Source organism: Pseudomonas sp. SMSB3 (assembly GCF_052041965.1).
In the GTDB taxonomy this organism is placed as follows: Bacteria; Pseudomonadota; Gammaproteobacteria; order Pseudomonadales; family Pseudomonadaceae; genus Aquipseudomonas.
Genome location: NZ_JBKGGV010000002.1, coordinates 347,366 through 371,996, shown reverse-complemented (window position 1 = coordinate 371,996; position 24,631 = coordinate 347,366). Strand labels below are relative to the sequence as shown.

Sequence of the window (24,631 nt, the reverse complement as noted above, 5' to 3'; positions counted from 1 at the left end):
GATCAACCGCTGCTTTTACGCCTGGACTGTCGCGGCTTGCTGGCCTTGGCCTTGGCCTTGCCCTCGGCCGCTTTGCTCTGGCCACCAGCACGGCGCTTTTTCTTCCACGGTGGTGATTTGCCCACGGCAGGCCCAGTGATGGTCATGCGCATCGAGCGGCAGCGTTCGACCAATTTGCCCATCCAGGCCGACTGCCGTGCAACGAATGCTTCCAGGCTCATCTCGCCGCTTTGCACCATATCCAGCGCCTGCTCCCAGATGGCTGTGGTGCCGGGATCGGCGATCGCCCGAGGCACCGCGTCGATCAGGCTGCACGCGGCCGGCGTCGCCGACAGGGCCTTACCCTGCTTGACCAGGTAGCCACGGTCAAGCAGGCCCTGGATGATACTGGCGCGCGTCGCCTCCGTGCCAATGCCGGTAGTTTCCTTGAGCTTCTGCTTCAGGCGTGGGTCGTCCACCAGCTTGGCGACATTTTTCATGGCTTTGATCAGGTCGCCTTCGGTGAAGGGTTTGGGCGGCTGGGTCCACAGATCCTTGAGTTGTACGCCTTGCACGGCACATGCCAGCCCTTGTTGCAGGGGAGGGAGGACCTGAGCCGGCTGCGCTTCGCGACCTTTGGGCGGCGTCAATGCCTCTGGCAGGGCGCGGCGCCAGCCTGGCTCGACGATCTGTTTGCCCACCGCCCGCAAGGCGTGACTTGCGCAGTCGAGCTCGGCCTGGGTGCGGTCGTACTCATGGTTGGGCAAGAACTGCGCGAGGTAACGCGCGCGAATCAGGGTATAGACCGCCTTGTGCTTGGCAGGCAAGCGAGCGGGGTCGCTGGCCGCTGCGGTGGGGATGATGCCGTGGTGGGCGCTGACCTTGGCGTCGTTCCAGGCCCGTGATCGGCGTTGCGGCTGCAGGTGCGCCTGCAATGGCGCCAGGCTGGCATCGGCACGCTGCAGCGCAGCGAGAATAGCGGGCGCTTCGCCGTGTTGGCTCACCGGCAAGTACCCGCAGTCACTGCGCGGGTAGGTGATCAGTTTGTGGGTTTCATACAACGCCTGGGCGATATCCAATGTTTCCTGCGCGCCCAGGCCGAGCTTTTTCGAGCACAGCTCTTGCAGCGTGCCGAGGTCGAAGGGCAGTGGCGCAGCTTCACGCACGCGCTCGGTGGCCACGTTCAAAACCTGCGCAACAGCGGCTGCCTGCATGTCGGCCGCTGCTTGCTGTGCCAGTGCCTGGTTCAGGCACCGGCCTTGGTCATCGCAGTGTTCGTCAGGTGCGCGCCAGTGTGCATTGAACAGATGACCCGCGCTTTGCAGCTGGACTTCGATGGCCCAGAACGGCACTGGCACAAAATCGGCGATGCTGCGATCACGGTCCACGACCAGGCGCAGGGTAGGGGTTTGCACCCGGCCCACGGGTAGTACCCCTTGATAACCGGACTGTTGACCCAGCAGGGTGAAAAGCCGGCTCATGTTCATGCCGATCAGCCAGTCGGCGCGAGATCGGCCCAAGGCCGAATGATACAGGTTGAAGGTCTGCTGACCCGGTAGCAGGTGCGCCAGCGCCTTGCGTATCGAGGCATCATCCAGGGCCGATAGCCACAAGCGCTGGATGGGGCCGCGGTAGCGGCAGTGCTCGATCAGCTCGCGGGCGATCATCTCGCCTTCACGGTCGGCGTCGGTAGCGATCACCAGTTCGTGCGCTTCGCCCAGCAGCCGCTTGACGGCCTTGAACTGGCTAGCAGTCTTGGGCTTCACCAGCATCTTCCAGCTCTGCGGAATGATGGGCAGGTCAGTCAGGTTCCAGCGCTTGTAACGCGCGTCGTAGCTGTCGGGTGGCGCTGTTTCCAGCAGATGGCCGATGCACCAGGTGACGCACACATCGGTACCTTGCCAGCAGCCGTCGCCCTTGCGGTTGGCACCGAGTACTTTAGCGATATCTTTGGCCTGGGAGGGTTTTTCGCAGAGATACAGGCGCATGGCCGGAAACGCTTTATCTGGAATGTTCGGGCTAGGATGCGCAAGCGTGGGCGCACAGGCAAGCTTTATCTGTATGGATGTACAGTTTTATGTTGCTTGCAGTTGCGCGCTCCCGCTGGGGGAGCGACGCACTGCCGGATCAGGCGCGTGAATCGCGCACCATGTCGACGTGGGGAATGCCTGCCTCGAGGAATTCCTCACTGATGACACGAAAGCCCAGGCGCTCGTAGAACGGCGTCGCGTGAACCTGAGCACTGAGCGTCTGTTGGCTCAGATCACGATTCTGCGCTTCTTCGATCACCGCGTTCATCAACGCGTCGCCTACCTTGAGGCCGCGCCAATCCTTGAGCACCGAGACTCGGCCAATGGTGCCGTCGGGCAGCAGGCGAGCCGTGCCAATCGGGTAATCGCCTTCCAGGGCCAGGAAATGCGCAGCGCCCGGATCATCCGAGTCCCATTCAAGCTCCGGCGGCACATGCTGCTCGGCGATGAACACGGTCTCGCGGATGCGGCGGATGTCGGCGTTGTCCTTGTGCCAGTCGGCAAGGCGGACACGAATCTTATTCATTGGCGAATCCCAGGCTTCCTTGTTTGATCAACTGTTGTACCAGCATAAGGCCATCTTCATCCTGCAGCCATTGCTCAAGGTTGTCGATGTGTAACGCGTCGGCCGAGCACACCAGTTTCAACAGGTCCCGCAACTTGGCCGGCAGTGGGCAGCTGCGACCACTGGCGAACAGCATGAGGTCGTCGTTCAGTTCGGACCAGGCCAGGCGCGCGGCCGGATTGCGGATCAGGATGGCGCCGTCTTCCAGGGCGTCGATCAGCTCGTCTTCGCTCAAGTCGTCGCCCACCACTTGCTCGGGATAGCGCGGTTCGGTCATGAACTGGCCAAACCAGGTGAGCAGCAGGTCCTTGTCGCCCATGTGCTTGTCCATCAACGCTTTCAGACGATCCAGCGCTTCGTGCTGAATCTGGTGCGGGTCGCTGACGGGCTGTGCGTCGGCGTCGCTGTAGCGCTCTTCATCGGGCAGGAACTGGCCGAGGAAGTCGGTGAAGTGAGTCAACACTTCCGCGGCGCTCGGGGCGCGGAAGCCAACCGAATACGTCAGGCAGTTGTCGACCGCAACGCCGTAGTGAGCCAGACGTGGCGGCAGGTAGAGCATGTCGCCGGGCTCCAGGGTCCACTCGCCGGTCTGTTCGAAATCAGCCAGGATACGCAGGTCGGCATGCTCGAGCAGCGCGCTGTCGCTGTTGCACATCTGACCCACTTTCCAGTTGCGCTCACCATGGCCTTGAAGCAGGAATACATCGTAGTTGTCGAAGTGCGGACCGACGCTGCCGCCCGGCGTGGCGAAGCTGATCATCACATCATCGATACGCCAGCTCGGCAGAAAGCGGAAATGCTCCAGCAGCTGCGCGACTTCCGGGACGAATTGGTCGACCGCCTGAACCAGCAAGGTCCAGTCTTTTTCCGGCAGTTCGGCGAAGGTTTCTTCAGTGAACGGGCCGCGGCGCAGCTCCCATGGATGGGCGCCGTGCTCGAGCACGATGCGCGACTCGACTTCTTCTTCCAGCGCCAGGCCTGCCAGTTCGTCCGGGTCGATCGGGCTTTCGAAGTCCGGGAAGGCCTGGCGCACCAGCAGTGGCTTCTTTTGCCAGTAGTCGCGCATGAATTCGCGGGCCGAAATGCCGCCGAGCAGCTGCAGTGGAGTATCAGGATTCATGTTCAACCTATTGATAAAACGTAATTTTTGTCCGGGAATAAAAACGCCCGGCTAGGCCGGGCGTTGAGCGAGGCGCTGCGCTTAGACGCGCTTGGCCTGCGCTGCCGCATTACCGATGTAGGTAGCGGGAGTCAGCAACTTCAATTCAGCCTTGGCCTCGGCGGGCATCTCGAGGCCATCGATGAAGGTCAACAGTGCCTCGGGCGTGATGCCTTTGCCGCGGGTCAGCTCCTTGAGCTTCTCGTACGGGTTCTCGATGTTGAAGCGACGCATGACGGTCTGGATCGGCTCGGCGAGCACCTCCCAGCAGGCGTCCAGGTCGGCGGCGATGCGCGCCTGGTTGACTTCAAGCTTGCCAATCCCCTTGAGGCTGGCCTCGTAGGCGATGACGCTGTGAGCAAAGCCCACGCCGAGGTTGCGCAAGACCGTAGAGTCGGTCAGGTCGCGCTGCCAGCGCGAGATCGGCAGTTTGCTGGCCAAGTGCTGGAACAGCGCGTTGGCGATCCCCAGGTTGCCTTCGGAGTTTTCGAAGTCGATCGGGTTGACCTTGTGCGGCATGGTCGAGGAGCCGATTTCACCCGCCACGGTCTTCTGCTTGAAGTAGCCCAGCGAAATGTAACCCCAGACGTCGCGGTCGAAGTCGATGAGAATGGTGTTGAAGCGGGCGATCGCGTCGAACAGCTCGGCGATGAAATCGTGCGGCTCGATCTGTGTGGTGTAGGGGTTGAACTGCAGGCCCAGCTCGTCTTCGATGAAGGCGCGGGCGTTCTGCTCCCAGTCGATCTGCGAATAGGCGGACAGGTGGGCGTTGTAGTTGCCCACGGCGCCGTTGATCTTGCCCAGCAGCGGCACGGCGGCGACTTGGGCGATCTGACGCTCCAGGCGGTACACCACGTTGGCCAGCTCTTTGCCCAAAGTGGTCGGTGAAGCCGGCTGACCGTGGGTGCGCGACAGCATTGGCACGTCGGCGTGGGCGTGGGCCAGGGCGCGGATGGCCTCGGCAATCTGGCGCATCAGCGGCAGCAGCACGTCATCACGGCCGGCGCGCAGCATCAGGGCGTGAGAGAGGTTGTTGATGTCTTCGCTGGTGCAGGCGAAGTGGATGAATTCGCTCACCTTGGCCAGTTCTGGCAGTTGAGCGGCCTGTTCTTTGAGCAGGTACTCGATAGCCTTGACGTCGTGGTTGGTGGTGCGCTCGATTTCCTTGACGCGTTCGGCGTGCTCAAGCTTGAAGTCGTTGGCCAGGCTGTCCAGCACGGCGTTGGCTTCGGCGGAGAACGCCGGCACTTCGCCGATCTGCGGGTGCGCGGCCAGACGCTGCAACCAGCGCACCTCCACCAGGGCGCGGAATCGGATCAGGCCGAATTCGCTGAAAATGGGGCGCAAGGCCTGGGTTTTGCCGGCGTAACGGCCGTCTACAGGGGAAACCGCAGTGAGCGAAGAAAGCTGCATGGGGTGTTCTCGGACAGTCAGGCTTTTGGAGGGCGCATATCATACATGAAAAAGTGGCTGGGAGGGGGAAGCTCAAGCTGCAAGCTTGCAGCTCGCCGCTTCCCTCAGCCCTGACGCATCATGTCATAAAGCTCGTTGAGCAGCTTGCGGCGGCTGAACACCAGCTGCCAGCGATGTCCGCCCAGTTGACGCCACAGGCGGGCGGCGCGGATACCGGCCAGGAGCAGGGCGCGGATCTTTGAAGCATTGCTCGGCTGCTGGAGAAAACGCATGTCGCCGTGAACCTGAATACGTTGGCGCAGCGTGCTCAAGGTATCCTGATACAGCCCGCCGGCCGATGCGATGACGTTCTCGTGCACCAGGCCGAAATGATCGGCCTGGGACTGGATCTGTGGCAGGCGATTAGCGATGGTGTCGAGCAGGTCGCCGCGTTTGTGCAGCTGGCGCTCCAAGCCCAGCATCGACAGGGCATAACGCAGTGGTTCGCGCTGCAGGCTGCTCGGATCGCGCTCCAGGGCGCCGACCAGGGCGCGGTAGCCATCGCGCAGGTTGAGGTCGTCGCCGCCAAACACCTCCAGCGTGTCCTTGGGGTCGCGCACCAGCAGGCTGCCGAGCATGCAGCCTATGTCCGCCTCGCTGGCCTGCCCGGTGCGGGCGATGCGATCGACCAGTACAGCGGCTTGGAAGACGCCGCCCAGGGCAGTCAGTTGCTCCTGCAGCGTGCTCATGCGCGCGGGCTCCATGGCTCTGCGGTTTCGATCACACCGCCACCCAGGCACACTTCGCCCTCATAGAACACCACCGACTGGCCCGGGGTCACCGCGCGCTGCGGTTCATCGAAGACGGCGCGGTAGCCGGTTTCGGTACGCTCCAAGGTGCAGGACTGATCGCCCTGGCGATACCGAACCTTGGCCGTCAGCTGGCGCGGGCGGCTCAGGTCGATGGGGTTGACCCAAAAGATTTCCGAGGCGAGCAGGGCGCGGGAGAACAACCATGGGTGCTCGTTGCCCTGGCCCACCACCAGCACATTGCGGGTCAGGTCCTTGTGCAGCACATACCAAGGCTCGTCGCTGGCATCCTTGAGCCCGCCGATGCCCAGGCCTTGGCGCTGGCCAATGGTGTGGTACATCAGGCCATGATGGCGGCCGATCACTTCACCGTCGGTGGTTTCGATGTCGCCGGGCTGGGCGGGCAGGTATTGCTTGAGAAAATCGCTGAAACGCCGCTCGCCAATGAAGCAGATGCCGGTGGAATCCTTTTTCTTGGCAGTGGCCAAACCGTGTTTTTCGGCAATGGCGCGCACTTCGGGCTTTTCCAGTTCACCGACCGGGAACAGCGTGCGGGCGATTTCGGCACCGCCAACGGCATGCAGGAAGTAGCTCTGGTCCTTGTTCGGGTCCAGGCCCTTGAGCAACTCGGTGAGCGTGCCGGTATCGCGGCGGCGCACGTAATGGCCGGTAGCGATCAAGTCGGCGCCCAGGGACAGGGCATAGTCGAGAAAGGCTTTGAACTTGATCTCCCGATTGCACAGGATGTCCGGGTTCGGCGTGCGACCTGCCTTGTATTCTTCAAGGAAGTGCTCGAACACATTGTCCCAGTACTCGGCGGCGAAGTTGGCGGTGTGCAGCTTGATGCCGATGCGGTCACAGACAGCCTGGGCATCGGCCAGGTCTTCGCGGGCGGTGCAATATTCGGTGCCGTCGTCTTCTTCCCAGTTCTTCATGAACAGCCCTTCCACCTGGTAGCCCTGCTCGATGAGCAAGAGGGCGGAGACGGAAGAGTCCACGCCGCCGGACATGCCGACGATGACGCGGGTCTTGGCGGGGTCTTTGAGTGCTGGGCTGGTCATGGTTACCGGTGTGTATCTAAGGGGGAAAAGCGCCGAGTCTATCAAACCCGCAGCGCCGCGTCAGTCGCGCAGCAGGTCGAGGCTGTGCAGCGGGCCGTTGAGGTAATCGTCCAGACAGCGCGGCACCAGCTCGCTGCGCCAGCGGGCAGGGTCTGCCAGCAGTTCTTCGCGGGTCAGCCAGACGGCGCGGACGATGTCGCTGTCCAGCGCGAGGTCGTGGTGGTGACGTACCGGCCGTGCGGCGAAGCAGATGCGCTGGTAGGTCACGCCGTTGCTCGGAGCGGTATACAAATAGATGCCGACCACACCGCTGAGCTGCACTTCCCAGGCTGTTTCTTCGAGGGTCTCACGCAATGCGGCTTGGGCAATGGTTTCGTTGGGTTCGAGGTGGCCAGCGGGCTGGTTGAACACATGCTGGCCAGCTTTGAATTCTTCGACGAAGAGAAATTTGCCTTCGTCCTCCACAATGGTGGCGACGGTAATGTGCGGATGCCAAGACACGGTAGATCGCTCCTGATTGGCTGCAAGCTGCAAGTAGTCGGATCCAGCTGCAGCCGGAGCGCCTTCACTTGTAGCGTGCCGCGTGAAAGTTGCCGCTTGAAAAAGCACAAACCCCGGTGCGTGGCCGGGGTCTGGGCGGTTACTTCAAGCGAGCCTTACAGCGCAGCGATGGCGCTGTTGAGGGTATGGCTTGGGCGCATCACCTTGGCGGTCAGCTCGGCATCCGGGGCGTAGTAGCCACCGATATCGGCCGGCTTGCCCTGGACCGCGTTGAGCTCGGCGACGATGGTGTCCTCGTTCTCGCTCAGGGTCTTGGCCAGTGGTGCGAAGCGCGCCTGCAGGGCGGCATCGTCAGTTTGTGCAGCCAGGGCCTGGGCCCAGTACAGGGTCAGGTAGAAGTGGCTGCCGCGGTTGTCGATACCACCGACTTTGCGCGATGGCGACTTGTTGGTGTCGAGGAACTTGCCGGTAGCCTGATCCAGGGTATTGGCCAGGACCTTGGCGCGCGGGTTGTCATAGGTGTTGCCCAGGTGCTCCAGGGAAGCTGCCAGGGCGAGGAACTCACCCAGCGAATCCCAGCGCAGGAAGTTCTCTTCCACCAACTGCTGCACGTGCTTGGGCGCTGAACCACCAGCACCGGTCTCGAACAGCCCGCCGCCGTTCATCAGTGGCACGATCGACAGCATCTTGGCGCTGGTACCCAGCTCCATGATCGGGAACAGGTCGGTCAGGTAGTCGCGCAGCACGTTGCCGGTCACCGAGATGGTGTCCTTGCCTTCGCGGATACGGGCCAGGGAGAACTTGATGGCCTCGACCGGCGCCAGGACACGGATATCCAGACCGCTGGTGTCGTGATCCTTGAGGTACTTCTGCACCTTCTCGATCATCACGCCGTCATGGGCGCGGGCTGGGTCCAGCCAGAACACGGCCGGCGTGTCGCTCAGGCGAGCACGGTTGACTGCCAGCTTGACCCAGTCCTGAATCGGGGCGTCTTTGGTCTGGCACATGCGGAAGATGTCACCGGCTTCGACCTGCTGCTCGAGCACGACCTTGCCTTTGCCATCGACCACGCGGACCACGCCGTCGGTCTGGATCTGGAAGGTCTTGTCGTGGGAGCCGTACTCTTCGGCCTTCTGCGCCATCAGGCCAACGTTCGGCACGCTGCCCATGGTGGTCGGATCGAAGGCACCATTGGCCTTGCAGTCTTCGATGGTGGCCTGGTAGATGCCGGCGTAGCAGCGATCCGGGATGATCGCCTTGGCATCCTGCAGTTCGCCAGCGCTGTTCCACATCTTGCCCGAATCACGGATCATCGCCGGCATCGAGGCGTCGACGATGACGTCGCTTGGCACGTGCAGGTTGGTGATGCCCTTGTCGGAGTTGACCATCGCCAGGGCTGGACGCTCGGCGTACAGGGCCTGGATGTCGGCTTCGATCTCGGCCTGCTTGTCGGCTGGCAGGTCCTTGATGCGGGCGTACAGGTCACCGATACCGTTGTTGGCGTTGAAGCCGACTTCGGCCAGCGCGGCGGCGTGCTTGGCCAGCACGGCGTCGTAGAAGGCTTCGACGATGACGCCGAACATGATCGGGTCGGAAACCTTCATCATGGTAGCTTTCAAGTGTACCGACAGCAGCACGCCGGATGCCTTGGCGTCGGCGATCTGCTCGCCGATGAAGGCCTTCAGCGCTTTGCGGCTCATGGTGGCGCAATCGACGATTTCAGCGGCCTTGACCGCGGTCTTGGCCTTGAGCACGGTGGTGGTGCCATCGTTGCCGACCAGCTCGATGCGCAGGCTGTCGTCGGCCTCGATCAGGGCAGCTTTTTCGCTGCCGTAGAAGTCGCCGCTGCTCATGTGGGCAACGTGGGATTTGGAGTCGGCTGCCCAGGCGCCCATTTTGTGCGGGTGTTTGCGGGCGTAGTTCTTGACCGACAGCGGCGCACGGCGGTCGGAGTTGCCTTCCCGCAGTACCGGGTTCACGGCCGAACCCTTGATGCGGTCATAGCGGGAGCGCGATTCTTTCTCGGCTTCGGTGGACGGCTCGTCGGCGTAATCAGGGATGTTGAAGCCCTTGCCTTGCAGTTCCTTGATCGCGGCCTTGAGCTGCGGCACCGAGGCGCTGATGTTCGGCAGCTTGATGATGTTGGCTTCAGGGGTGGTAGCCAGCTGACCCAGTTCCGCCAGGTGATCGCCTACTTGCTTCTCAGCGCCCAGTTGCTCCGGGAAGGCGGCAAGGATACGGCCAGCCAGGGAGATGTCGCGAGTTTCGACGGCGATGTCAGCCGAAGCGGTGAACGCCTCGATGATCGGCAGCAGCGAGTAAGTGGCGAGGGCAGGGGCTTCGTCGGTGAAGGTATAGATGATCTTGGAACGGGTGGGCATGCGGGTTAACTCTCTGTGTGCTGAGCGTGCTCGAGTCTCGTGGTGCGCAGGGTAGGCGCATCGCCCTGGCAATGCCATGAGCGGAAAGTCGAGAGGCTGCGAGCTGTGATGGTGGATGCATCAGTCGAGCGTCAAGTGCCGAGCTGCGGTAACAGCCCAGGCTGGGTGGCCAGGCGTCGTGCCTCGATGGCCGAGGGCGGTCCGCATTTCCTGGGATTCGCCCCGATGACCCTTCGGTCGCGGCGCAGTATATCAAACCCATCAGGCAATTCAGCAAGGCGAAGTGACATCGGCGCCATTTATAAGACCAAAGACGTAGCCGCAATGTGGTGTATTGCCGCAGCGCTTGCAGGTGGGCGGATGTGGTTTAGGCTCATTGGATCGCATGATGTCCAATCACATCCGACAGCGGAGTAGTGCAAGCATGGGATACCAGAAAATTCAGGTGCCGACCGACGGGGCGAAGATCACCGTCAATGCCGACCATTCGCTCAACGTGCCTGACAACCCGATCATTCCCTATATAGAAGGTGACGGAATCGGCGTCGATGTTTCGCCAGTGATGATCAAGGTGGTCGATGCCGCCGTTCGCAAGGCTTACGCCGGCAAGCGCAAGATCGCCTGGATGGAGGTCTATGCCGGCGAGAAAGCGACCCAGGTGTACGACCAGGATACCTGGTTGCCCCAGGAAACCCTGGATGCAGTCAAGGAGTACGTGGTTTCGATCAAAGGGCCCCTGACCACGCCGGTAGGCGGCGGTATACGCTCGCTGAACGTGGCCCTGCGTCAGCAACTGGACCTGTACGTATGCCTGCGCCCGGTGCTCTGGTTCGAAGGTGTGCCAAGCCCGGTCAAGCGCCCGGGCGATGTGGACATGGTGATCTTTCGCGAAAACTCCGAGGATATCTACGCCGGCATCGAATGGAAGGCAGGCTCGCCTGAAGCTGACAAAGTCATCAAGTTTCTCAAGGAAGAAATGGGCGTTACCAAGATCCGCTTCGACCAGGACTGCGGCATCGGCGTCAAGCCCGTGTCGCGCGAGGGCACCAAGCGCCTGGTGCGCAAGGCCCTGCAGTACGTGGTCGACAACGACCGCGAGTCGCTGACCCTGGTGCACAAGGGCAACATCATGAAATTCACTGAAGGCGCCTTCAAGGACTGGGGCTACGAAGTGGCGCGTGATGAATTCGGCGCGCAGTTGCTCGACGGCGGGCCATGGATGACGTTCAGCAATCCCAAGAGCGGCCGTGAAGTGGTGGTGAAGGACGCCATTGCCGATGCCATGCTCCAGCAGATCCTGCTGCGCCCGGCCGAGTACGACGTGATCGCGACGCTCAACCTCAATGGTGATTACCTCTCCGACGCCCTGGCGGCAGAAGTGGGCGGGATCGGCATCGCGCCAGGCGCCAACTTGTCGGATACCGTGGCCATGTTCGAAGCCACTCACGGCACCGCGCCCAAATACGCCGGGCAGGACAAGGTCAACCCGGGTTCGGTCATCCTGTCGGCGGAAATGATGCTGCGTCACATGGGCTGGACAGAGGCAGCTGACCTGATCATCAAAGGAACCAACGGCGCGATTGCCGCTAAAACTGTGACATATGATTTCGAACGCCTGATGGAAGGCGCGCAATTGGTGAGCAGTTCCGGCTTTGGCGAGGAAATGATCAAGCACATGTAGGCAGACGAAACCGGCCGCTTGGCTAGACAGGCGGCCGGTCGTTCGACACCCGGCAGAGAGGGCTCGATCAGGCTTGCACGGCTTCGCCTTCGGAGTGGCCAACGGCACTGGCGGCGGCGACCGTGGCGGCGTCCCTGATGTTCACCGCGTGCATGCCCTTGGGTCCCTGGACCAGATCGAAGATCACGCTCTGACCGGCTTTGAGCGTCTTGTATCCGTCCATTTGAACCGCCGAGTAGTGGGCGAACAGGTCTTCGGATTTGCCCTCTTCGTTGACGAATCCATAGCCCTTGGCATTGTTGAACCACTTGACTTTACCGCTTGCCATCCCTATGTCCCTCTGCAAAGGACTCCATCACTGGAGTATCATCCACGTCATCCGCATACGAACCATGCGAAAAAATCTGGTTGACTGCGCGGATCTTTATCGCCCACGGTGGGTTCTTATTGGTTGTAACACCGTTTTGCCGATAGTCAAGGTCAGGTGGCGCGTGCGCCAGCGGCCGCGTATGCAGTCAACCCACAACCTTAACCTGTCGCTCATGATGAAATTCTTTCCATGCATGCACCCAGCGAGATTCGACTAACATTCAATCAGGATCGCCCGCAATCGAATGAGGACGACGGCTCAGGGCTTGCGGTACAGGAAGCCAAGCCGATCCTGCAGGCGCCACCGATGTACAAGGTGGTTTTATTCAACGATGACTACACGCCGATGGATTTCGTCGTCGAAGTGCTCGAAACGTTCTTCAGTCTGAACCGCGAGCTGGCGACCAAGATCATGCTGACCGTCCATACCGAGGGGCGGGCAGTGTGCGGATTGTTTACCCGTGACATCGCCGAAACGAAGGCCATGCAGGTCAACCAATACGCCAGGGAAAGCCAGCATCCGCTACTCTGTGAAATCGAGAAGGACGGTTAATCGCCGACCACTTGGGTATGAGGTGAAGCTATGTTAAACCGCGAGCTCGAAGTCACCCTCAATCTTGCCTTCAAGGAGGCCCGTTCGAAGCGTCATGAATTCATGACCGTCGAACATCTGCTGTTGGCACTCCTGGACAATGAGGCTGCCGCGACCGTTCTGCGCGCCTGTGGCGCTAATCTCGACAAACTCAAGCACGACCTGCAAGAGTTCATCGACTCCACCACGCCGCTGATCCCTGTCAACGACGAAGACCGCGAAACCCAGCCCACCCTGGGCTTCCAGCGGGTGCTGCAGCGTGCCGTTTTCCATGTGCAGAGCTCCGGCAAGCGCGAAGTCACCGGCGCCAATGTGCTGGTGGCGATCTTCAGCGAGCAGGAAAGCCAGGCGGTTTTCCTGCTCAAGCAGCAAAGCGTGGCCCGTATCGATGTGGTCAACTACATCGCCCACGGCATCTCGAAAGTGCCCGGTCACGGCTCCAATGCCGAGAGCGATCAGGAAATGCAGGACGAAGAAGGTGGCGAGACTTCTTCCTCGAGCAACCCCTTGGACGCTTACGCCAGCAACCTGAACGAACTGGCACGCGCCGGCCGCATCGATCCGTTGGTCGGCCGTGAGCAGGAGGTCGAGCGCGTGGCGCAGATCCTCGCGCGGCGCCGCAAGAACAACCCGCTGCTGGTCGGGGAGGCCGGTGTCGGCAAGACTGCCATCGCCGAGGGTCTGGCCAAGCGTATCGTCGACGGTCAGGTGCCTGATCTGCTGGCCCAGAGCGTGGTGTATTCCCTTGACCTGGGCGCGCTGTTGGCCGGCACCAAATACCGCGGCGATTTCGAGAAGCGCTTCAAGGCGCTGCTTGGCGAGCTGCGCAAGCGCCCGCAGGCCATTCTGTTCATCGATGAAATCCACACCATCATCGGCGCAGGCGCGGCATCGGGCGGAGTGATGGACGCTTCCAATCTGCTCAAACCGCTGCTGTCGTCTGGCGAAATACGCTGCATTGGCTCGACCACGTTCCAGGAGTTCCGCGGCATCTTCGAAAAAGACCGCGCGCTGGCGCGGCGCTTCCAGAAGGTCGATGTCAGTGAGCCGTCAGTTGAAGACACTGTCGGGATCCTGCGCGGGTTGAAGGGTCGCTTTGAAAGCCACCATAACATCGAGTACAGCGACGAAGCCCTGCGCGCCGCTGCTGAGCTTGCCTCTCGGTACATCAATGATCGGCACATGCCAGACAAGGCCATTGATGTGATCGACGAAGCAGGTGCCTATCAGCGCCTGCAGCCGGAAGCCAATCGCGTCAAGCGTATCGATGTGCCGCAGGTTGAGGACATCGTCGCGAAGATTGCGCGTATTCCACCCAAGCATGTCACCAGCTCCGACAAGGAGCTGCTGCGCAACCTCGAGCGCGACCTCAAGCTGACGGTGTTCGGCCAGGATGCGGCGATCGACTCGCTGGCGACTGCGATCAAGCTGTCCCGCGCGGGCCTCAAATCACCGGACAAGCCGGTGGGGTCGTTCCTCTTTGCAGGCCCGACCGGCGTCGGCAAGACCGAGGCAGCCCGGCAGTTGGCCAAGGCGCTGGGTGTGGAACTGGTGCGCTTCGACATGTCCGAGTACATGGAACGCCATACCGTGTCGCGCTTGATCGGTGCGCCGCCTGGCTATGTCGGTTTCGACCAGGGGGGATTGTTGACCGAGGCCATCACCAAGCAACCGCACTGCGTGCTGCTGCTCGATGAAATCGAGAAGGCTCACCCTGAAGTGTTCAACCTGCTGCTGCAGGTGATGGACCATGGGACCCTGACCGACAACAACGGGCGCAAGGCTGATTTCCGTAACGTGATTTTGATCATGACCACCAACGCCGGCGCTGAAACCGCTGCGCGGGCCTCGATCGGCTTCACCCATCAGGATCATGCCTCCGATGCCATGGAAGTCATTCGCAAGAGCTTCACGCCGGAGTTCCGCAACCGCCTGGACACCATCATCCAGTTCGGCCGCTTGAGCCACGAGACGATCAAAAGTATCGTCGATAAGTTCCTCATCGAGCTGCAGGCGCAGTTGGAAGACAAGCGTGTGCTTCTGGAAGTCAGCGATGCTGCGCGCGGCTGGTTGGCAGCGTCGGGTTACGATGTGCAGATGGGTGCACGGCCGATGGGTCGGCTCATCCAGGACAAGATCAAACGGCCATTGGCCGAGGAAATCCTGTTTGGCGAGCTGGCCGAGCATGGCGGCGTGGTACACGTCGACCTGCGCGATGGCGAACTGGTGTTCGACTTCGAGACCACGGCCGAGGTGGCGTAATCGTCGGGGGCGCGCTATGCAGCCCCCGATAGCCTCACAGGCACAAAAAAGCCCGGCATTTGCCGGGCTTTTTCATGGCTGAAGCTTAGCGCGCGCGGTAGGTGATGCGGCCTTTGCTCAGGTCGTAGGGCGTCAATTCAACGCGGACCTTGTCGCCAGTGAGAATACGGATGTAGTTCTTGCGCATCTTTCCGGAGATGTGCGCGGTTACGACGTGCCCATTTTCCAACTCCACGCGGAACATGGTGTTGGGCAGGGTGTCGACGACAGTGCCTTCCATTTCGAAGCTGTCTTCTTTCGACATGCAGTAGAGCCCTCGGATCCAGTGTTGGCCCGACGCATAACCGCACCGGGCAAAAAAGTGGCGTGGATTATGCCGGAAAACTGTGTGTCAAGCCAATGCTTTCAGTTCAGGGTCACCCAGCGCTGGTTTATCAACAACTCGATAGGCCGATACTGCGTCTTGTAGTTCATTTTCTTGCAGTTCTTGATCCAGTAGCCCAGGTACACCGCCTCCAGGTCCAAGCGCAGGGCCTCGGTGATCTGCCAGAGAATGGCATAGCGCCCCAGGCTGCGCCGCTCTTCGTCGGGTTCGTAGAAGGTGTACACCGCTGATAATCCGTTGGGGAGCAAGTCGCACACCGCGATCGCCAGCAGCCGGCCGTTGAAGCGAAACTCGTAGAACCAGCAGAACGGCAAGTCGCGCACCAGAAAGGTGGAAAATTGATCGCGGCTTGGCGGGTACATGTCGCCATCGGCGTGCCGAGTTTCGATGTAGCGCCGGTAGAGATCGAAGTATTCTTCGGTGAATGCCGGGCGCGCTGCCGTGACGGTCAGGTCGGCGTTGCGCTTGAGAATGCGCCGCTGTTGGCGGTTGGGGATGAACCGCGCCGCCGGGATGCGCGCCGGCACGCAGGCATTGCAGTTTTGGCAATGCGGGCGATAGAGATGATCGCCGCTGCGGCGAAAGCCCATTTCCGAAAGGTCGGCATACACATGCACGTCCATTGGCTGGCTGGGATCGAGAAACAGCGTAGTGGCCTGCTCGTCCGGCAGGTAGCTGCAGGAATGGGGCTGAGTGGCATAGAACTTCAACCGCGCCAGCTCTGTCATGATCGACCCCTTGGTGAGACGTTGCCTTAAGTGTATGCCAGCTGGCAGAACTCGCCTAGCGAACCCAGCTAGCGCTGCTGGGCTGGTCAAGGTGGGCAGCCAAGTACTCGGCGAAGCGAGCGCGGCTGATCGCGCGGGCGCCGAGGCTGTGCAGGTGGTTGGTTGGCATCTGGCAGTCGATCAGCACAAAGCCGGCCTGGCGCAGGTGCTCGACCAGCGTCACGAAGCCGACCTTCGAGGCATTGTCGGCGCGACTGAACATCGACTCGCCGAAGAACAGCTTGCCGATCGCCAGACCGTACAAGCCGCCGACCAAGGTGCCGTTTTCGCGCACCTCGACCGAATGGGCGATGCCGCGCCGATGCAGTTCGCAGTAAGCGTCGCGCATGGTGTCGGTGATCCAGGTGCCGTCGGCATAATCGCGAGGTGCTGCGCAGGCATCGATGACCGCTGCAAAGTCTGTGTCGAAGCTCACCTGGTAGCGGCCTTGGCGCATCAATTTGGCCAAAGACCGTGAAACGTGCAGCTCATCGGGCACCAGCACGGTACGCGGGTCCGGCGACCACCATAGGATCGGCTGGCCATCCTGGTACCAGGGAAAGCAGCCATGACGATAAGCCTGCTCCAGGCGCTCAGGGCTCAAATCGCCGCCAGCAGCAAGCAGGCCGTTGGGGTCGTGCAGGGCCTTTTCCAGAGGCGGGAAGGTCAGCGAATCGCGGGTCAGCCAGGTGAGCATGGTCTATGGTGCGCTAGGGGAGGGGAGTGCTCAGCATGGCGTGCAGGGTGGGTGGGGTCAATGCTGGCAGAGGCATGGGCCATGGGCTGGCAGCAAATTGGGCAATTTCCTACACATTCATCAAGCCCCTGGCACCATCGGCGACATTTGCTGTCACACCTGTGCAAAAACACAGCATAAGCCTTTGTCACGAAAGAAAATGCATGCTCAAATTGCAGCCTATGAAAGTCGCCCACCCTACGAGCGCCATACGGCGTGCCGCGATGGCGGCTGGCGGGCAGTAATGTTAAAAGTAGTGGTTCCACGGCCGAGTCCCGGCCGAGCTCTACTGGACGCGCAGCACGCGCAGGAATAGACGCGTTTTGAAGAAATCCACCGCAACTCCAGCTCCTTTGCCAGTGCCCCTGTGGCGCCAGCAGTTGCACTATCGCCTGAAGGAGGGTGCGCTGATCGCGGTCGGTGCCCTGTGCCTGTACCTGTGGATGGCACTGCTGACCTACGACACTTCCGACCCGGGCTTCAGCCACACCAGCAACGTCGACCAGGTGCAGAACGCTGCCGGGCGTGCCGGGGCTTATTTCGCCGACGTCTTGTTCATGGTGCTCGGCTACTTCGCTTACATTTTTCCGCTACTGTTGGCGATCAAGACCTGGCAGATCTTCCGTGAGCGGCACCAGCCCTGGCAGTGGAGTGGCTGGCTGTTCTCCTGGCGTTTGATTGGCCTGGTGTTTCTCGTGCTGTCGGGCGCTGCGCTGGCGCATATCCACTTCCATCCGCCTGCCAGCTTGCCGTTTTCGGCAGGCGGTGCGCTTGGCGAAAGCCTTGGTGACCTGGCCCGCAGCCTGCTGAACGTGCAGGGCAGCACGCTGATGTTCATTGCGTTGTTCCTGTTCGGCCTGACCGTGTTCACCGACCTGTCGTGGTTCAAGGTGATGGACATGACCGGCAAGATCACCCTCGACCTGTTCGAGCTGGTCCAGGGCGCGGCCAGCCGCTGGTGGGAGGCGCGCAACGAGCGCAAACGCCTGGAAGCGCAGCTGCGCGAAGTGGATGAACCGGTCTTCAACCTGGCGCCAAAGGCTGCCGAGAAGCCCGAGCCTGCCGCCAAGCCGGCCTTGCGCGAGCGCATCTTCAAGCGTGAAGCCACCGCTCAGCCGGTCGAGCCGCGCGAGCCAACCTTCGACGACGAACCGATCACGCCGCGCGAGCCGACCCTGGCCCGTGAGCCTGTGGTGGCGCGCCAGGCGTTGATCGCACGCGAGCAGCCAAAGGCGCCGACGCCGACCATCGTGCCACCTTCGGCGGCACGTGCCCCCGAGCCGATCAAGCGAATCGTGAAGGAAAAGCAAGCGTCGCTGTTCGTTGACAGCGCCGTCGAAGGCACCCTGCCGCCGATCACCATTCTCGATCCGGCCGAGCAGAAGAAGATCGAGTATTCGCCTGAATCGCTGGCCGGGGTCGGCCAACTGCTGGAAATCAAGCTCAAGGAATTCGGCGTCGAGGTTTCGGTGGACTCCATCCACCCGGGTCCGGTGATCACCCGCTACGAAATCCAGCCGGCAGCAGGGGTGAAGGTCAGCCGTATTGCCAACCTGGCCAAGGACCTTGCCCGTTCGTTGGCAGTAACCAGTGTGCGGGTGGTCGAGGTTATCCCCGGCAAAACCACCGTGGGTATCGAGATTCCCAACGAAAACCGGCAGATGGTGCGCTTTTCCGAAGTGCTGGCCACACCGCAGTACGATGAGCAGAAATCCCCGGTCACCCTGGCGCTGGGGCATGACATCGGCGGCAAGCCGGTGATCACCGATCTGGCCAAGATGCCGCACTTGCTGGTCGCCGGTACCACGGGTTCGGGCAAGTCGGTGGGGGTCAACGCGATGATCCTGTCGATTTTGTTCAAGTCCAGTCCGGAAGACGCGCGTCTGATCATGATCGACCCGAAGATGCTCGAGCTGTCGATCTATGAAGGTATCCCGCATCTGCTTTGCCCGGTGGTCACCGACATGAAGGATGCCGCCAATGCCCTGCGCTGGAGCGTCGCCGAGATGGAGCGCCGCTATAAGCTGATGGCGGCCATGGGCGTGCGTAACCTGGCCGGCTTCAATCGCAAGGTCAAGGATGCCCAGGAGGCCGGCGAGATCATCCACGACCCGCTGTACCGCCGTGAAAGCATGGACGATGAGCCGCCCGCGCTGAAAACCCTGCCGACCATCGTCGTGGTGGTCGACGAATTCGCCGACATGATGATGATCGTCGGCAAGAAGGTCGAAGAGCTGATCGCCCGCATCGCGCAGAAGGCGCGCGCCGCGGGTATTCACCTGATCCTCGCCACCCAGCGTCCCTCGGTCGACGTGATCACCGGCCTGATCAAGGCCAACATTCCAACTCGCATGGCGTTCCAGGTGTCGAGCAAGATCGACTCGCGAACCATCATCGACCAGGGCGGCGCCGAACAGCTGCTCGGTCACGGCGACATGCTGTACATGCCGCCGGGTACCAGCTTGCCGATTCGCGTCCACGGTGCATTCGTTTCCGACGACGAAGTGCACCGTGTGGTCGAGGCCTGGAAGCAACGCGGCGCCCCGGACTACAACGATGACATCCTCAACGGCGTCGAAGAGGCCGGCAGCGGCTTCGAAGGTGGCAGCGGTGGTGGCGACGGGGACGACTCCGAAACCGACGCCCTGTATGATGAGGCCGTGCAATTCGTGCTAGAGAGCCGTCGCGCCTCGATCTCGGCCGTGCAGCGCAAGCTCAAGATCGGCTACAACCGCGCCGCGCGGATGATCGAAGCCATGGAAATGGCCGGCGTGGTAACGCCAATGAACAGCAACGGTTCGCGGGAAGTGATTGCCCCTGGTGGCCCGCGCGATTGACCGATACCTGCCGGGTGTCCTACAGGACGCTCGGCTTTTCCATACGCTCAAAGAGGATTCCCATGCGCGCGATTCGCATGCTGTTGGCTTCTGCCCTTACCCTGGGCTCGGTTACTGCTTATGCCGGTGAGCAAGATGTGCAGCGCCTGACCCAGTTGCTGGAAAAGTCCCAGACCATCCAGGCCAATTTCTCCCAGCTGACCCTCGACGCAGGCGGCACCAGCTTGCAGGAAACCTCCGGCAAGATGACCGTCAAGCGCCCAGGTCTGTTTTACTGGCACACTGATGCGCCTCAGGAGCAGGTGGTAGTGTCCGACGGCCGCAATGTAACGTTGTGGGACCCGGACCTGGAGCAGGCCACCGTCAAGAAGCTCGATCAGCGTCTGAACCAGACCCCGGCACTGCTGCTCTCTGGCGATGTGTCGAAGATCAGCCAGAGTTTCGACATTACCTCCAAGCAGCAGGGTGATGTCATGGACTTCACCCTCAAGCCCAAGACCAAGGACACGTTGTTCGATTCGTTGCGGGTATCGTTCCGCAAGGGTCTGATCAATGACATGCAGTTGATCGACAGCGTCGGTCAGCGCACCAACATCCTGTTCAATGGCGTCAAGGCCAACCAGGCCGTGGCGGACAGCACCTTTACGTTCGACATCCCCAAAGGTGCCGACGTCATCAAGGAGTAAACAGAGCGCGTCATGGACCTGTTTCGAAGCGAACCTGTGGCCCAACCTCTGGCGGCACGCCTGCGTCCTTCCAACCTGGACGAGTACGTTGGCCAGGAGCACCTGTTGGCGCGTGGAAAACCGCTGCGCGAGGCACTGGAGCAGGGTGCACTGCATTCGATGATCTTCTGGGGCCCGCCTGGAGTGGGCAAGACCACCCTGGCGCGGTTGCTGGCGCAGTTTTGTGACGCGCACTTCGAAACAGTCTCGGCGGTGCTGGCCGGGGTCAAGGAGATTCGCCAGGCGGTCGAAGTGGCCAAGCAGCAGGCCGGGCAGTATGGGCGGCGAACCATCCTCTTCGTCGACGAGGTCCACCGCTTCAACAAGTCCCAGCAAGATGCCTTTCTGCCCTATGTCGAGGACGGCACCCTGCTGTTCATCGGCGCCACTACGGAAAACCCTTCGTTCGAGCTGAACAACGCGCTGTTGTCGCGGGCGCGGGTGTACGTGCTCAAAAGTCTCGACGAGCCCGCCCTGCGCAAGCTGGTCGATCGCGCCCTGACTGAAGAGCGCGGCCTGGGCAAACGCCACCTGCGGGTTGGCGATGAAGCCTTCAAGATGCTCATGGCCGCCGCCGATGGCGATGGCCGGCGCATGCTCAACTTCCTCGAAAACGCTTCCGACCTTGCCGAAGATGGCAGCGAAATCGACGTGCAGATGCTGCAAAGCCTGCTGGGCGACAGCCGTAGACGCTTCGACAAGGGTGGCGAGGCGTTTTACGACCAGATTTCTGCGTTGCACAAATCGGTACGCGGCTCCAACCCCGATGCCGCACTCTACTGGTTCGCGCGCATGCTCGATGGTGGCTGCGATCCGCTGTACATCGCCCGGCGGGTGGTGCGCATGGCCAGCGAGGACATCGGCAATGCCGACCCCCGTGCCCTGAGCCTGTGCCTGGCGGCGTGGGACGTGCAAGAACGCCTGGGTAGTCCCGAGGGCGAACTGGCAGTGGCGCAGGCAATTACCTATATTGCCTGCGCGCCGAAGAGCAATGCCGTGTATACCGGCTTCAAGGCCGCGATGCGTGAGGCCGCCGAGCACGGTTCGCTGGAAGTGCCGCTGCACCTGCGCAATGCCCCGACCAAGCTGATGAAGCAGTTAGGCTATGGCGATGAGTACCGCTATGCCCATGACGAGCCCGACGCCTACGCGGCCGGTGAAGACTACTTCCCAGACGCGCTTGAGCCGCGGCAATACTACCAGCCCGTGCCGCGAGGCCTGGAGTTGAAAATCGGCGAGAAGCTCCGCCATTTGGCCGATCTAGACCGCACTAGCCCGCGACAGCGGAGAAAACCATGATTGCGCTGATTGCCGCCGTAAGCGCCGGTGGGGTAGCTGGCACGTTGCTGCGTTTTGCCACCGCCACTTGGGTCACCGCCCACTGGCCACGGCATTTCTATCTGGGTACGCTGGCGGTCAACCTGCTCGGTTGCCTGCTGATCGGCTTGCTGTACGGCCTGTTCCTGCACAAGCCGCTGGTGCCTGTCGAGTTGCGCGCCGGCCTGATCGTGGGGTTTCTCGGCGGTCTTACCACTTTTTCCTCCTTCTCGCTCGATACCGTGCGCCTGCTTGAAAGTGGGCAAGTGCCGCTTGCATTGGGCTATACCAGTATCAGCGTAGTGGGCGGGCTATTGGCCACCTGGGCCGGCCTGTCCCTCACTCGCTTCTGAACCAACACCTACCTATAACGAGAGAACGATATGCTCGATTCCAAACTGTTACGCGGCCAACTTCAGGAAGTGGCGGATCGCCTGGCCTCCCGTGGCTATAGCCTGGATGTCGCGCGCATCGAATCACTGGAAGAGCGCCGCAAGACGGTGCAGACCCGCACCGAGCAGCTGCAGGCCGAGCGTAATGCCCGCTCCAAGTCGATTGGCCAGGCCAAGGCCAAGGGCGAAGACATCGCGCCGCTGATGGCCGACGTCGAGCGCATGGCCAACGAGCTGGCGTTGGGCAAGACCGAACTGGACGCGATCCAGGCCGAGCTCGATGGCATCTTGCTCACCATCCCGAACCTGCCGGACAGCAGCGTGCCGGTCGGTGCCAGCGAAGACGACAACGTCGAAGTACGCCGCTGGGGTACGCCGCCTGCCTTCGATTTCGACATCAAGGACCATGTGGCCCTGGGCGAAATCAGCGGTGGCCTGGACTTCGAAGCTGCCGCCAAGCTTTCGGGCGCCCGCTTCGCCGTGCTGCGCGGCCCCATCGCACGCCTGCACCGCGCCCTGGCGCAGTTCATGATCAACCTGCACACCGGCGAGCACGGCTACGAGGAACACTACACCCCGTACCTGGTGCAAGCACCTGCGCTGCAGGGCACCGGGCAGTTGCCGAAGTTCGAGGAAGACCTGTTCAAGATCACGCGCGAAGGCGAAGCCGATTTCTACCTGATCCCGACGGCCGAGGTGTCGCTGACCAACCTGGTGGCCGAGCAGATCCTCGATGCCAAGCAGCTGCCGCTCAAGCTGGTGGCCCATACCCCGTGCTTCCGTAGCGAGGCCGGTGCGTCGGGCCGTGACACCCGCGGCATGATTCGTCAGCACCAGTTCGACAAGGTCGAGATGGTCCAGGTGGTCGAGCCGGGCAAGTCGATGGAAGCGCTCGAAGGCCTGACGGCCAATGCCGAGCGTGTGCTGCAGCTGCTCGAGCTGCCATACCGGGTGCTGGCCCTGTGCACCGGCGACATGGGCTTTGGCGCCGTCAAGACCTATGACTTGGAAGTGTGGGTGCCCAGCCAGGACAAATACCGCGAAATCAGCTCCTGCTCGAATTGCGGCGACTTCCAGGCGCGACGCATGCAAGCGCGCTGGCGCAACCCGGAAACCGGCAAGCCGGAGCTGGTGCATACCCTCAACGGTTCGGGGCTGGCTGTAGGCCGTACGCTGGTGGCGGTGCTGGAAAACTACCAGCAGGCGGATGGCTCGATCCGTGTGCCAGAAGTGCTCAAGCCTTACATGGGCGGCATCGAGGTCATCGGCTAAATGGATTACCTGCCGCTGTTCCACAAGTTGCAGGGCGGCCGTGCGTTGGTCGTCGGCGGCGGCGAGATTGCCTTGCGCAAGGCGCGCTTGCTGGCCGATGCCGGCGCCGCGCTGCGCGTGGTCGCGCCGGACGTCGACGGCCAACTGGCCGCATTGGCCCGCGAAGGGGGCGGTGAGGTGCTGGTGCGCGGCTATCAGGCTGCGGACCTGGCAGGTTGCCGACTGGTCATCGCCGCCACCGACGATGCGCAGCTCAACGCCCAGGTATCGGCCGATGCACAGGCGCTCAGCGTGCCAGTGAACGTGGTCGATGCGCCAGCCCTGTGCACGGTGATCTTTCCGGCCATCGTCGACCGTTCGCCCCTGGTCATCGCGGTGTCCAGTGGCGGCGATGCGCCAGTGCTGGCACGGCTGATCCGGGCCAAGCTCGAGGCGTGGATTCCCGCCGCGTACGGTGAGTTGGCAGGCTTGGCTGCGCGTTTTCGGCACACGGTCAAATCGCTCTATCCGGACGTCAATCAGCGCCGTGGCTTCTGGGAGACGGTTTTTCAAGGCCCGATTGCCGAGCGCCAGTTGGCCGGACAGGGTGGCGAAGCCGAGCGGATGTTGCAGGCCATGGTCGACGGCGCGCCGATGCAGCAAGGAGGCGAGGTGTATCTGGTGGGCGCGGGGCCGGGCGATCCGGACCTGCTGACTTTTCGCGCCTTGCGGCTGATGCAGCAGGCCGACGTGGTGCTGTACGACCGTCTGGTGGCCCCGGCGATCATCGAGATGTGCCGGCGTGATGCCGAGCGCATCTATGTGGGCAAGCGCCGGGCCGATCACGCCGTACCCCAGGACCAGATCAACCGTCTGCTGGTCGACCTGGCGCAGCAGGGCAAGCGGGTACTGCGCCTCAAGGGCGGCGATCCGTTCATCTTCGGCCGAGGTGGCGAAGAGATCGAAGAGCTGGCCGAGCAGGGTATCCCATTCCAGGTGGTGCCAGGCATCACCGCGGCCAGTGGTTGCTCGGCGTACGGGGGCATACCTCTCACCCATCGCGATTACGCCCAGTCGGTGCGCTTCGTCACCGGGCACCTCAAGGACGGCTCCAGCAACCTGCCCTGGCATGATCTGGTGGCTCCAGCCCAGACCCTGGTGTTCTACATGGGATTGGTTGGACTGCCCACCATCTGCGCTGAACTGATTCGTCACGGTCGTGCGGCCAGCACTCCGGCTGCGCTGGTGCAGCAGGGCACGACGCGCAATCAGCGGGTATTCACCGGTACCTTGGCGGACCTGCCTGACCTGGTCGCCCGGCATGAGGTGCATGCGCCTACGCTGGTGATTGTCGGGGAGGTGGTGCAACTGCGCGAGAAACTGGCCTGGTTCGAAGGCTCACAAAACAGCTGAAGCAAACGGGGCCGCACTTGAAATGCG

At 61.9% G+C, this 24,631-nt stretch carries 21 protein-coding genes; 9 read left to right on the top strand and 12 right to left on the bottom strand.

Annotated elements, in window-relative coordinates:
* Positions 1 to 2: 2 nt before the first annotated feature.
* The 8 genes from ACLEJW_RS04980 to ACLEJW_RS04945 all read right to left on the bottom strand — a co-directional run bounded on the left by ACLEJW_RS04980 (position 3) and on the right by ACLEJW_RS04945 (position 9,877).
* Complete coding sequence (locus ACLEJW_RS04980) at positions 3 to 1,967, bottom strand: DNA topoisomerase III (protein WP_313455616.1); 1,965 nt, start codon at positions 1,965 to 1,967, stop codon at positions 3 to 5.
* A gap of 139 nt (positions 1,968 to 2,106) precedes the next feature.
* Entirely contained in the window at positions 2,107 to 2,535 is a 429-nt protein-coding gene (locus tag ACLEJW_RS04975) for a GNAT family N-acetyltransferase (RefSeq protein WP_313303205.1), read from the bottom strand.
* Positions 2,528 to 3,694, bottom strand: coding sequence for a ribosomal protein uL16 3-hydroxylase (locus ACLEJW_RS04970; protein ID WP_145187423.1), 1,167 nt, complete (start codon positions 3,692 to 3,694; stop codon positions 2,528 to 2,530). Before ACLEJW_RS04970 ends, ACLEJW_RS04975 begins: the two co-directional genes overlap by 8 nt.
* A gap of 81 nt (positions 3,695 to 3,775) precedes the next feature.
* Positions 3,776 to 5,146, bottom strand: a complete 1,371-nt coding sequence (gene purB, locus ACLEJW_RS04965) for an adenylosuccinate lyase (RefSeq protein ID WP_440777076.1) — start codon at positions 5,144 to 5,146, stop codon at positions 3,776 to 3,778.
* Between the two features lie 104 nt (positions 5,147 to 5,250).
* Positions 5,251 to 5,874, bottom strand: a complete 624-nt coding sequence (gene hflD / locus ACLEJW_RS04960; RefSeq protein WP_440777075.1) for a high frequency lysogenization protein HflD — start codon at positions 5,872 to 5,874, stop codon at positions 5,251 to 5,253.
* Entirely contained in the window at positions 5,871 to 6,995 is a 1,125-nt protein-coding gene (gene mnmA, locus ACLEJW_RS04955; protein WP_440777074.1) for a tRNA 2-thiouridine(34) synthase MnmA, read from the bottom strand. Before mnmA ends, hflD begins: the two co-directional genes overlap by 4 nt.
* 60 nt (positions 6,996 to 7,055) lie before the next feature.
* Entirely contained in the window at positions 7,056 to 7,496 is a 441-nt protein-coding gene (locus ACLEJW_RS04950) for an NUDIX hydrolase (protein ID WP_145187411.1), read from the bottom strand.
* Positions 7,497 to 7,651: 155 nt separating this feature from the next.
* Complete coding sequence (locus ACLEJW_RS04945; RefSeq protein WP_440777073.1) at positions 7,652 to 9,877, bottom strand: NADP-dependent isocitrate dehydrogenase; 2,226 nt, start codon at positions 9,875 to 9,877, stop codon at positions 7,652 to 7,654.
* A gap of 424 nt (positions 9,878 to 10,301) precedes the next feature.
* Between ACLEJW_RS04945 and icd the strand changes: the two genes are divergently transcribed.
* Positions 10,302 to 11,558 carry an NADP-dependent isocitrate dehydrogenase gene (gene icd, locus ACLEJW_RS04940; RefSeq protein WP_440777072.1) on the top strand — a complete coding sequence of 419 codons (1,257 nt, stop codon included), beginning with the start codon at positions 10,302 to 10,304 and terminating at the stop codon, positions 11,556 to 11,558.
* A 67-nt stretch (positions 11,559 to 11,625) separates the two neighbouring features.
* Here icd and cspD read toward each other — a convergent pair whose 3' ends face one another.
* A complete protein-coding gene (gene cspD / locus ACLEJW_RS04935) occupies positions 11,626 to 11,886 on the bottom strand; it encodes a cold shock domain-containing protein CspD (protein ID WP_145187401.1) in 261 nt (86 codons plus the stop codon).
* Between the two features lie 231 nt (positions 11,887 to 12,117).
* Between cspD and clpS the strand changes: the two genes are divergently transcribed.
* On the top strand, positions 12,118 to 12,480 hold the full coding sequence (gene clpS, locus ACLEJW_RS04930; protein ID WP_003251220.1) for an ATP-dependent Clp protease adapter ClpS: 363 nt from the start codon (positions 12,118 to 12,120) through the stop codon (positions 12,478 to 12,480).
* 30 nt (positions 12,481 to 12,510) lie between these two features.
* On the top strand, positions 12,511 to 14,781 hold the full coding sequence (clpA, locus tag ACLEJW_RS04925; RefSeq protein ID WP_145187398.1) for an ATP-dependent Clp protease ATP-binding subunit ClpA: 2,271 nt from the start codon (positions 12,511 to 12,513) through the stop codon (positions 14,779 to 14,781).
* An 85-nt stretch (positions 14,782 to 14,866) separates the two neighbouring features.
* Here clpA and infA read toward each other — a convergent pair whose 3' ends face one another.
* From infA to aat, 3 genes are all read right to left on the bottom strand, one after another.
* Positions 14,867 to 15,085: a translation initiation factor IF-1 gene (gene infA, locus ACLEJW_RS04920; RefSeq protein WP_002553999.1), complete on the bottom strand. Its 219-nt coding sequence runs from the start codon at positions 15,083 to 15,085 to the stop codon at positions 14,867 to 14,869.
* Between the two features lie 101 nt (positions 15,086 to 15,186).
* Positions 15,187 to 15,894 carry an arginyltransferase gene (locus ACLEJW_RS04915; RefSeq protein WP_145187395.1) on the bottom strand — a complete coding sequence of 236 codons (708 nt, stop codon included), beginning with the start codon at positions 15,892 to 15,894 and terminating at the stop codon, positions 15,187 to 15,189.
* 55 nt (positions 15,895 to 15,949) lie between these two features.
* Positions 15,950 to 16,630, bottom strand: a complete 681-nt coding sequence (gene aat, locus ACLEJW_RS04910) for a leucyl/phenylalanyl-tRNA--protein transferase (protein ID WP_313455606.1) — start codon at positions 16,628 to 16,630, stop codon at positions 15,950 to 15,952.
* Between the two features lie 362 nt (positions 16,631 to 16,992).
* Between aat and ACLEJW_RS04905 the strand changes: the two genes are divergently transcribed.
* The 6 genes from ACLEJW_RS04905 to cysG all read left to right on the top strand — a co-directional run bounded on the left by ACLEJW_RS04905 (position 16,993) and on the right by cysG (position 24,604).
* Positions 16,993 to 19,506 (top strand): DNA translocase FtsK, encoded by a 2,514-nt coding sequence (locus ACLEJW_RS04905; RefSeq protein WP_178108325.1) that lies wholly within the window; start codon positions 16,993 to 16,995, stop codon positions 19,504 to 19,506.
* Between the two features lie 62 nt (positions 19,507 to 19,568).
* Positions 19,569 to 20,192 carry an outer membrane lipoprotein chaperone LolA gene (gene lolA / locus ACLEJW_RS04900; RefSeq protein WP_440777071.1) on the top strand — a complete coding sequence of 208 codons (624 nt, stop codon included), beginning with the start codon at positions 19,569 to 19,571 and terminating at the stop codon, positions 20,190 to 20,192.
* A 12-nt stretch (positions 20,193 to 20,204) separates the two neighbouring features.
* The gene (locus ACLEJW_RS04895) at positions 20,205 to 21,530 is read left to right on the top strand and encodes a replication-associated recombination protein A (RefSeq protein ID WP_145187386.1); all 1,326 of its coding nucleotides are present in this window, start codon (positions 20,205 to 20,207) and stop codon (positions 21,528 to 21,530) included.
* A complete protein-coding gene (gene crcB, locus ACLEJW_RS04890; protein WP_313302135.1) occupies positions 21,527 to 21,901 on the top strand; it encodes a fluoride efflux transporter CrcB in 375 nt (124 codons plus the stop codon). Before ACLEJW_RS04895 ends, crcB begins: the two co-directional genes overlap by 4 nt.
* A 30-nt stretch (positions 21,902 to 21,931) precedes the next feature.
* The gene (serS, locus tag ACLEJW_RS04885) at positions 21,932 to 23,212 is read left to right on the top strand and encodes a serine--tRNA ligase (protein ID WP_145187380.1); all 1,281 of its coding nucleotides are present in this window, start codon (positions 21,932 to 21,934) and stop codon (positions 23,210 to 23,212) included.
* On the top strand, positions 23,213 to 24,604 hold the full coding sequence (gene cysG / locus ACLEJW_RS04880; protein ID WP_145187377.1) for a siroheme synthase CysG: 1,392 nt from the start codon (positions 23,213 to 23,215) through the stop codon (positions 24,602 to 24,604). It abuts the gene before it with no gap.
* The last annotated feature ends 27 nt before the right edge of the window (positions 24,605 to 24,631 follow it).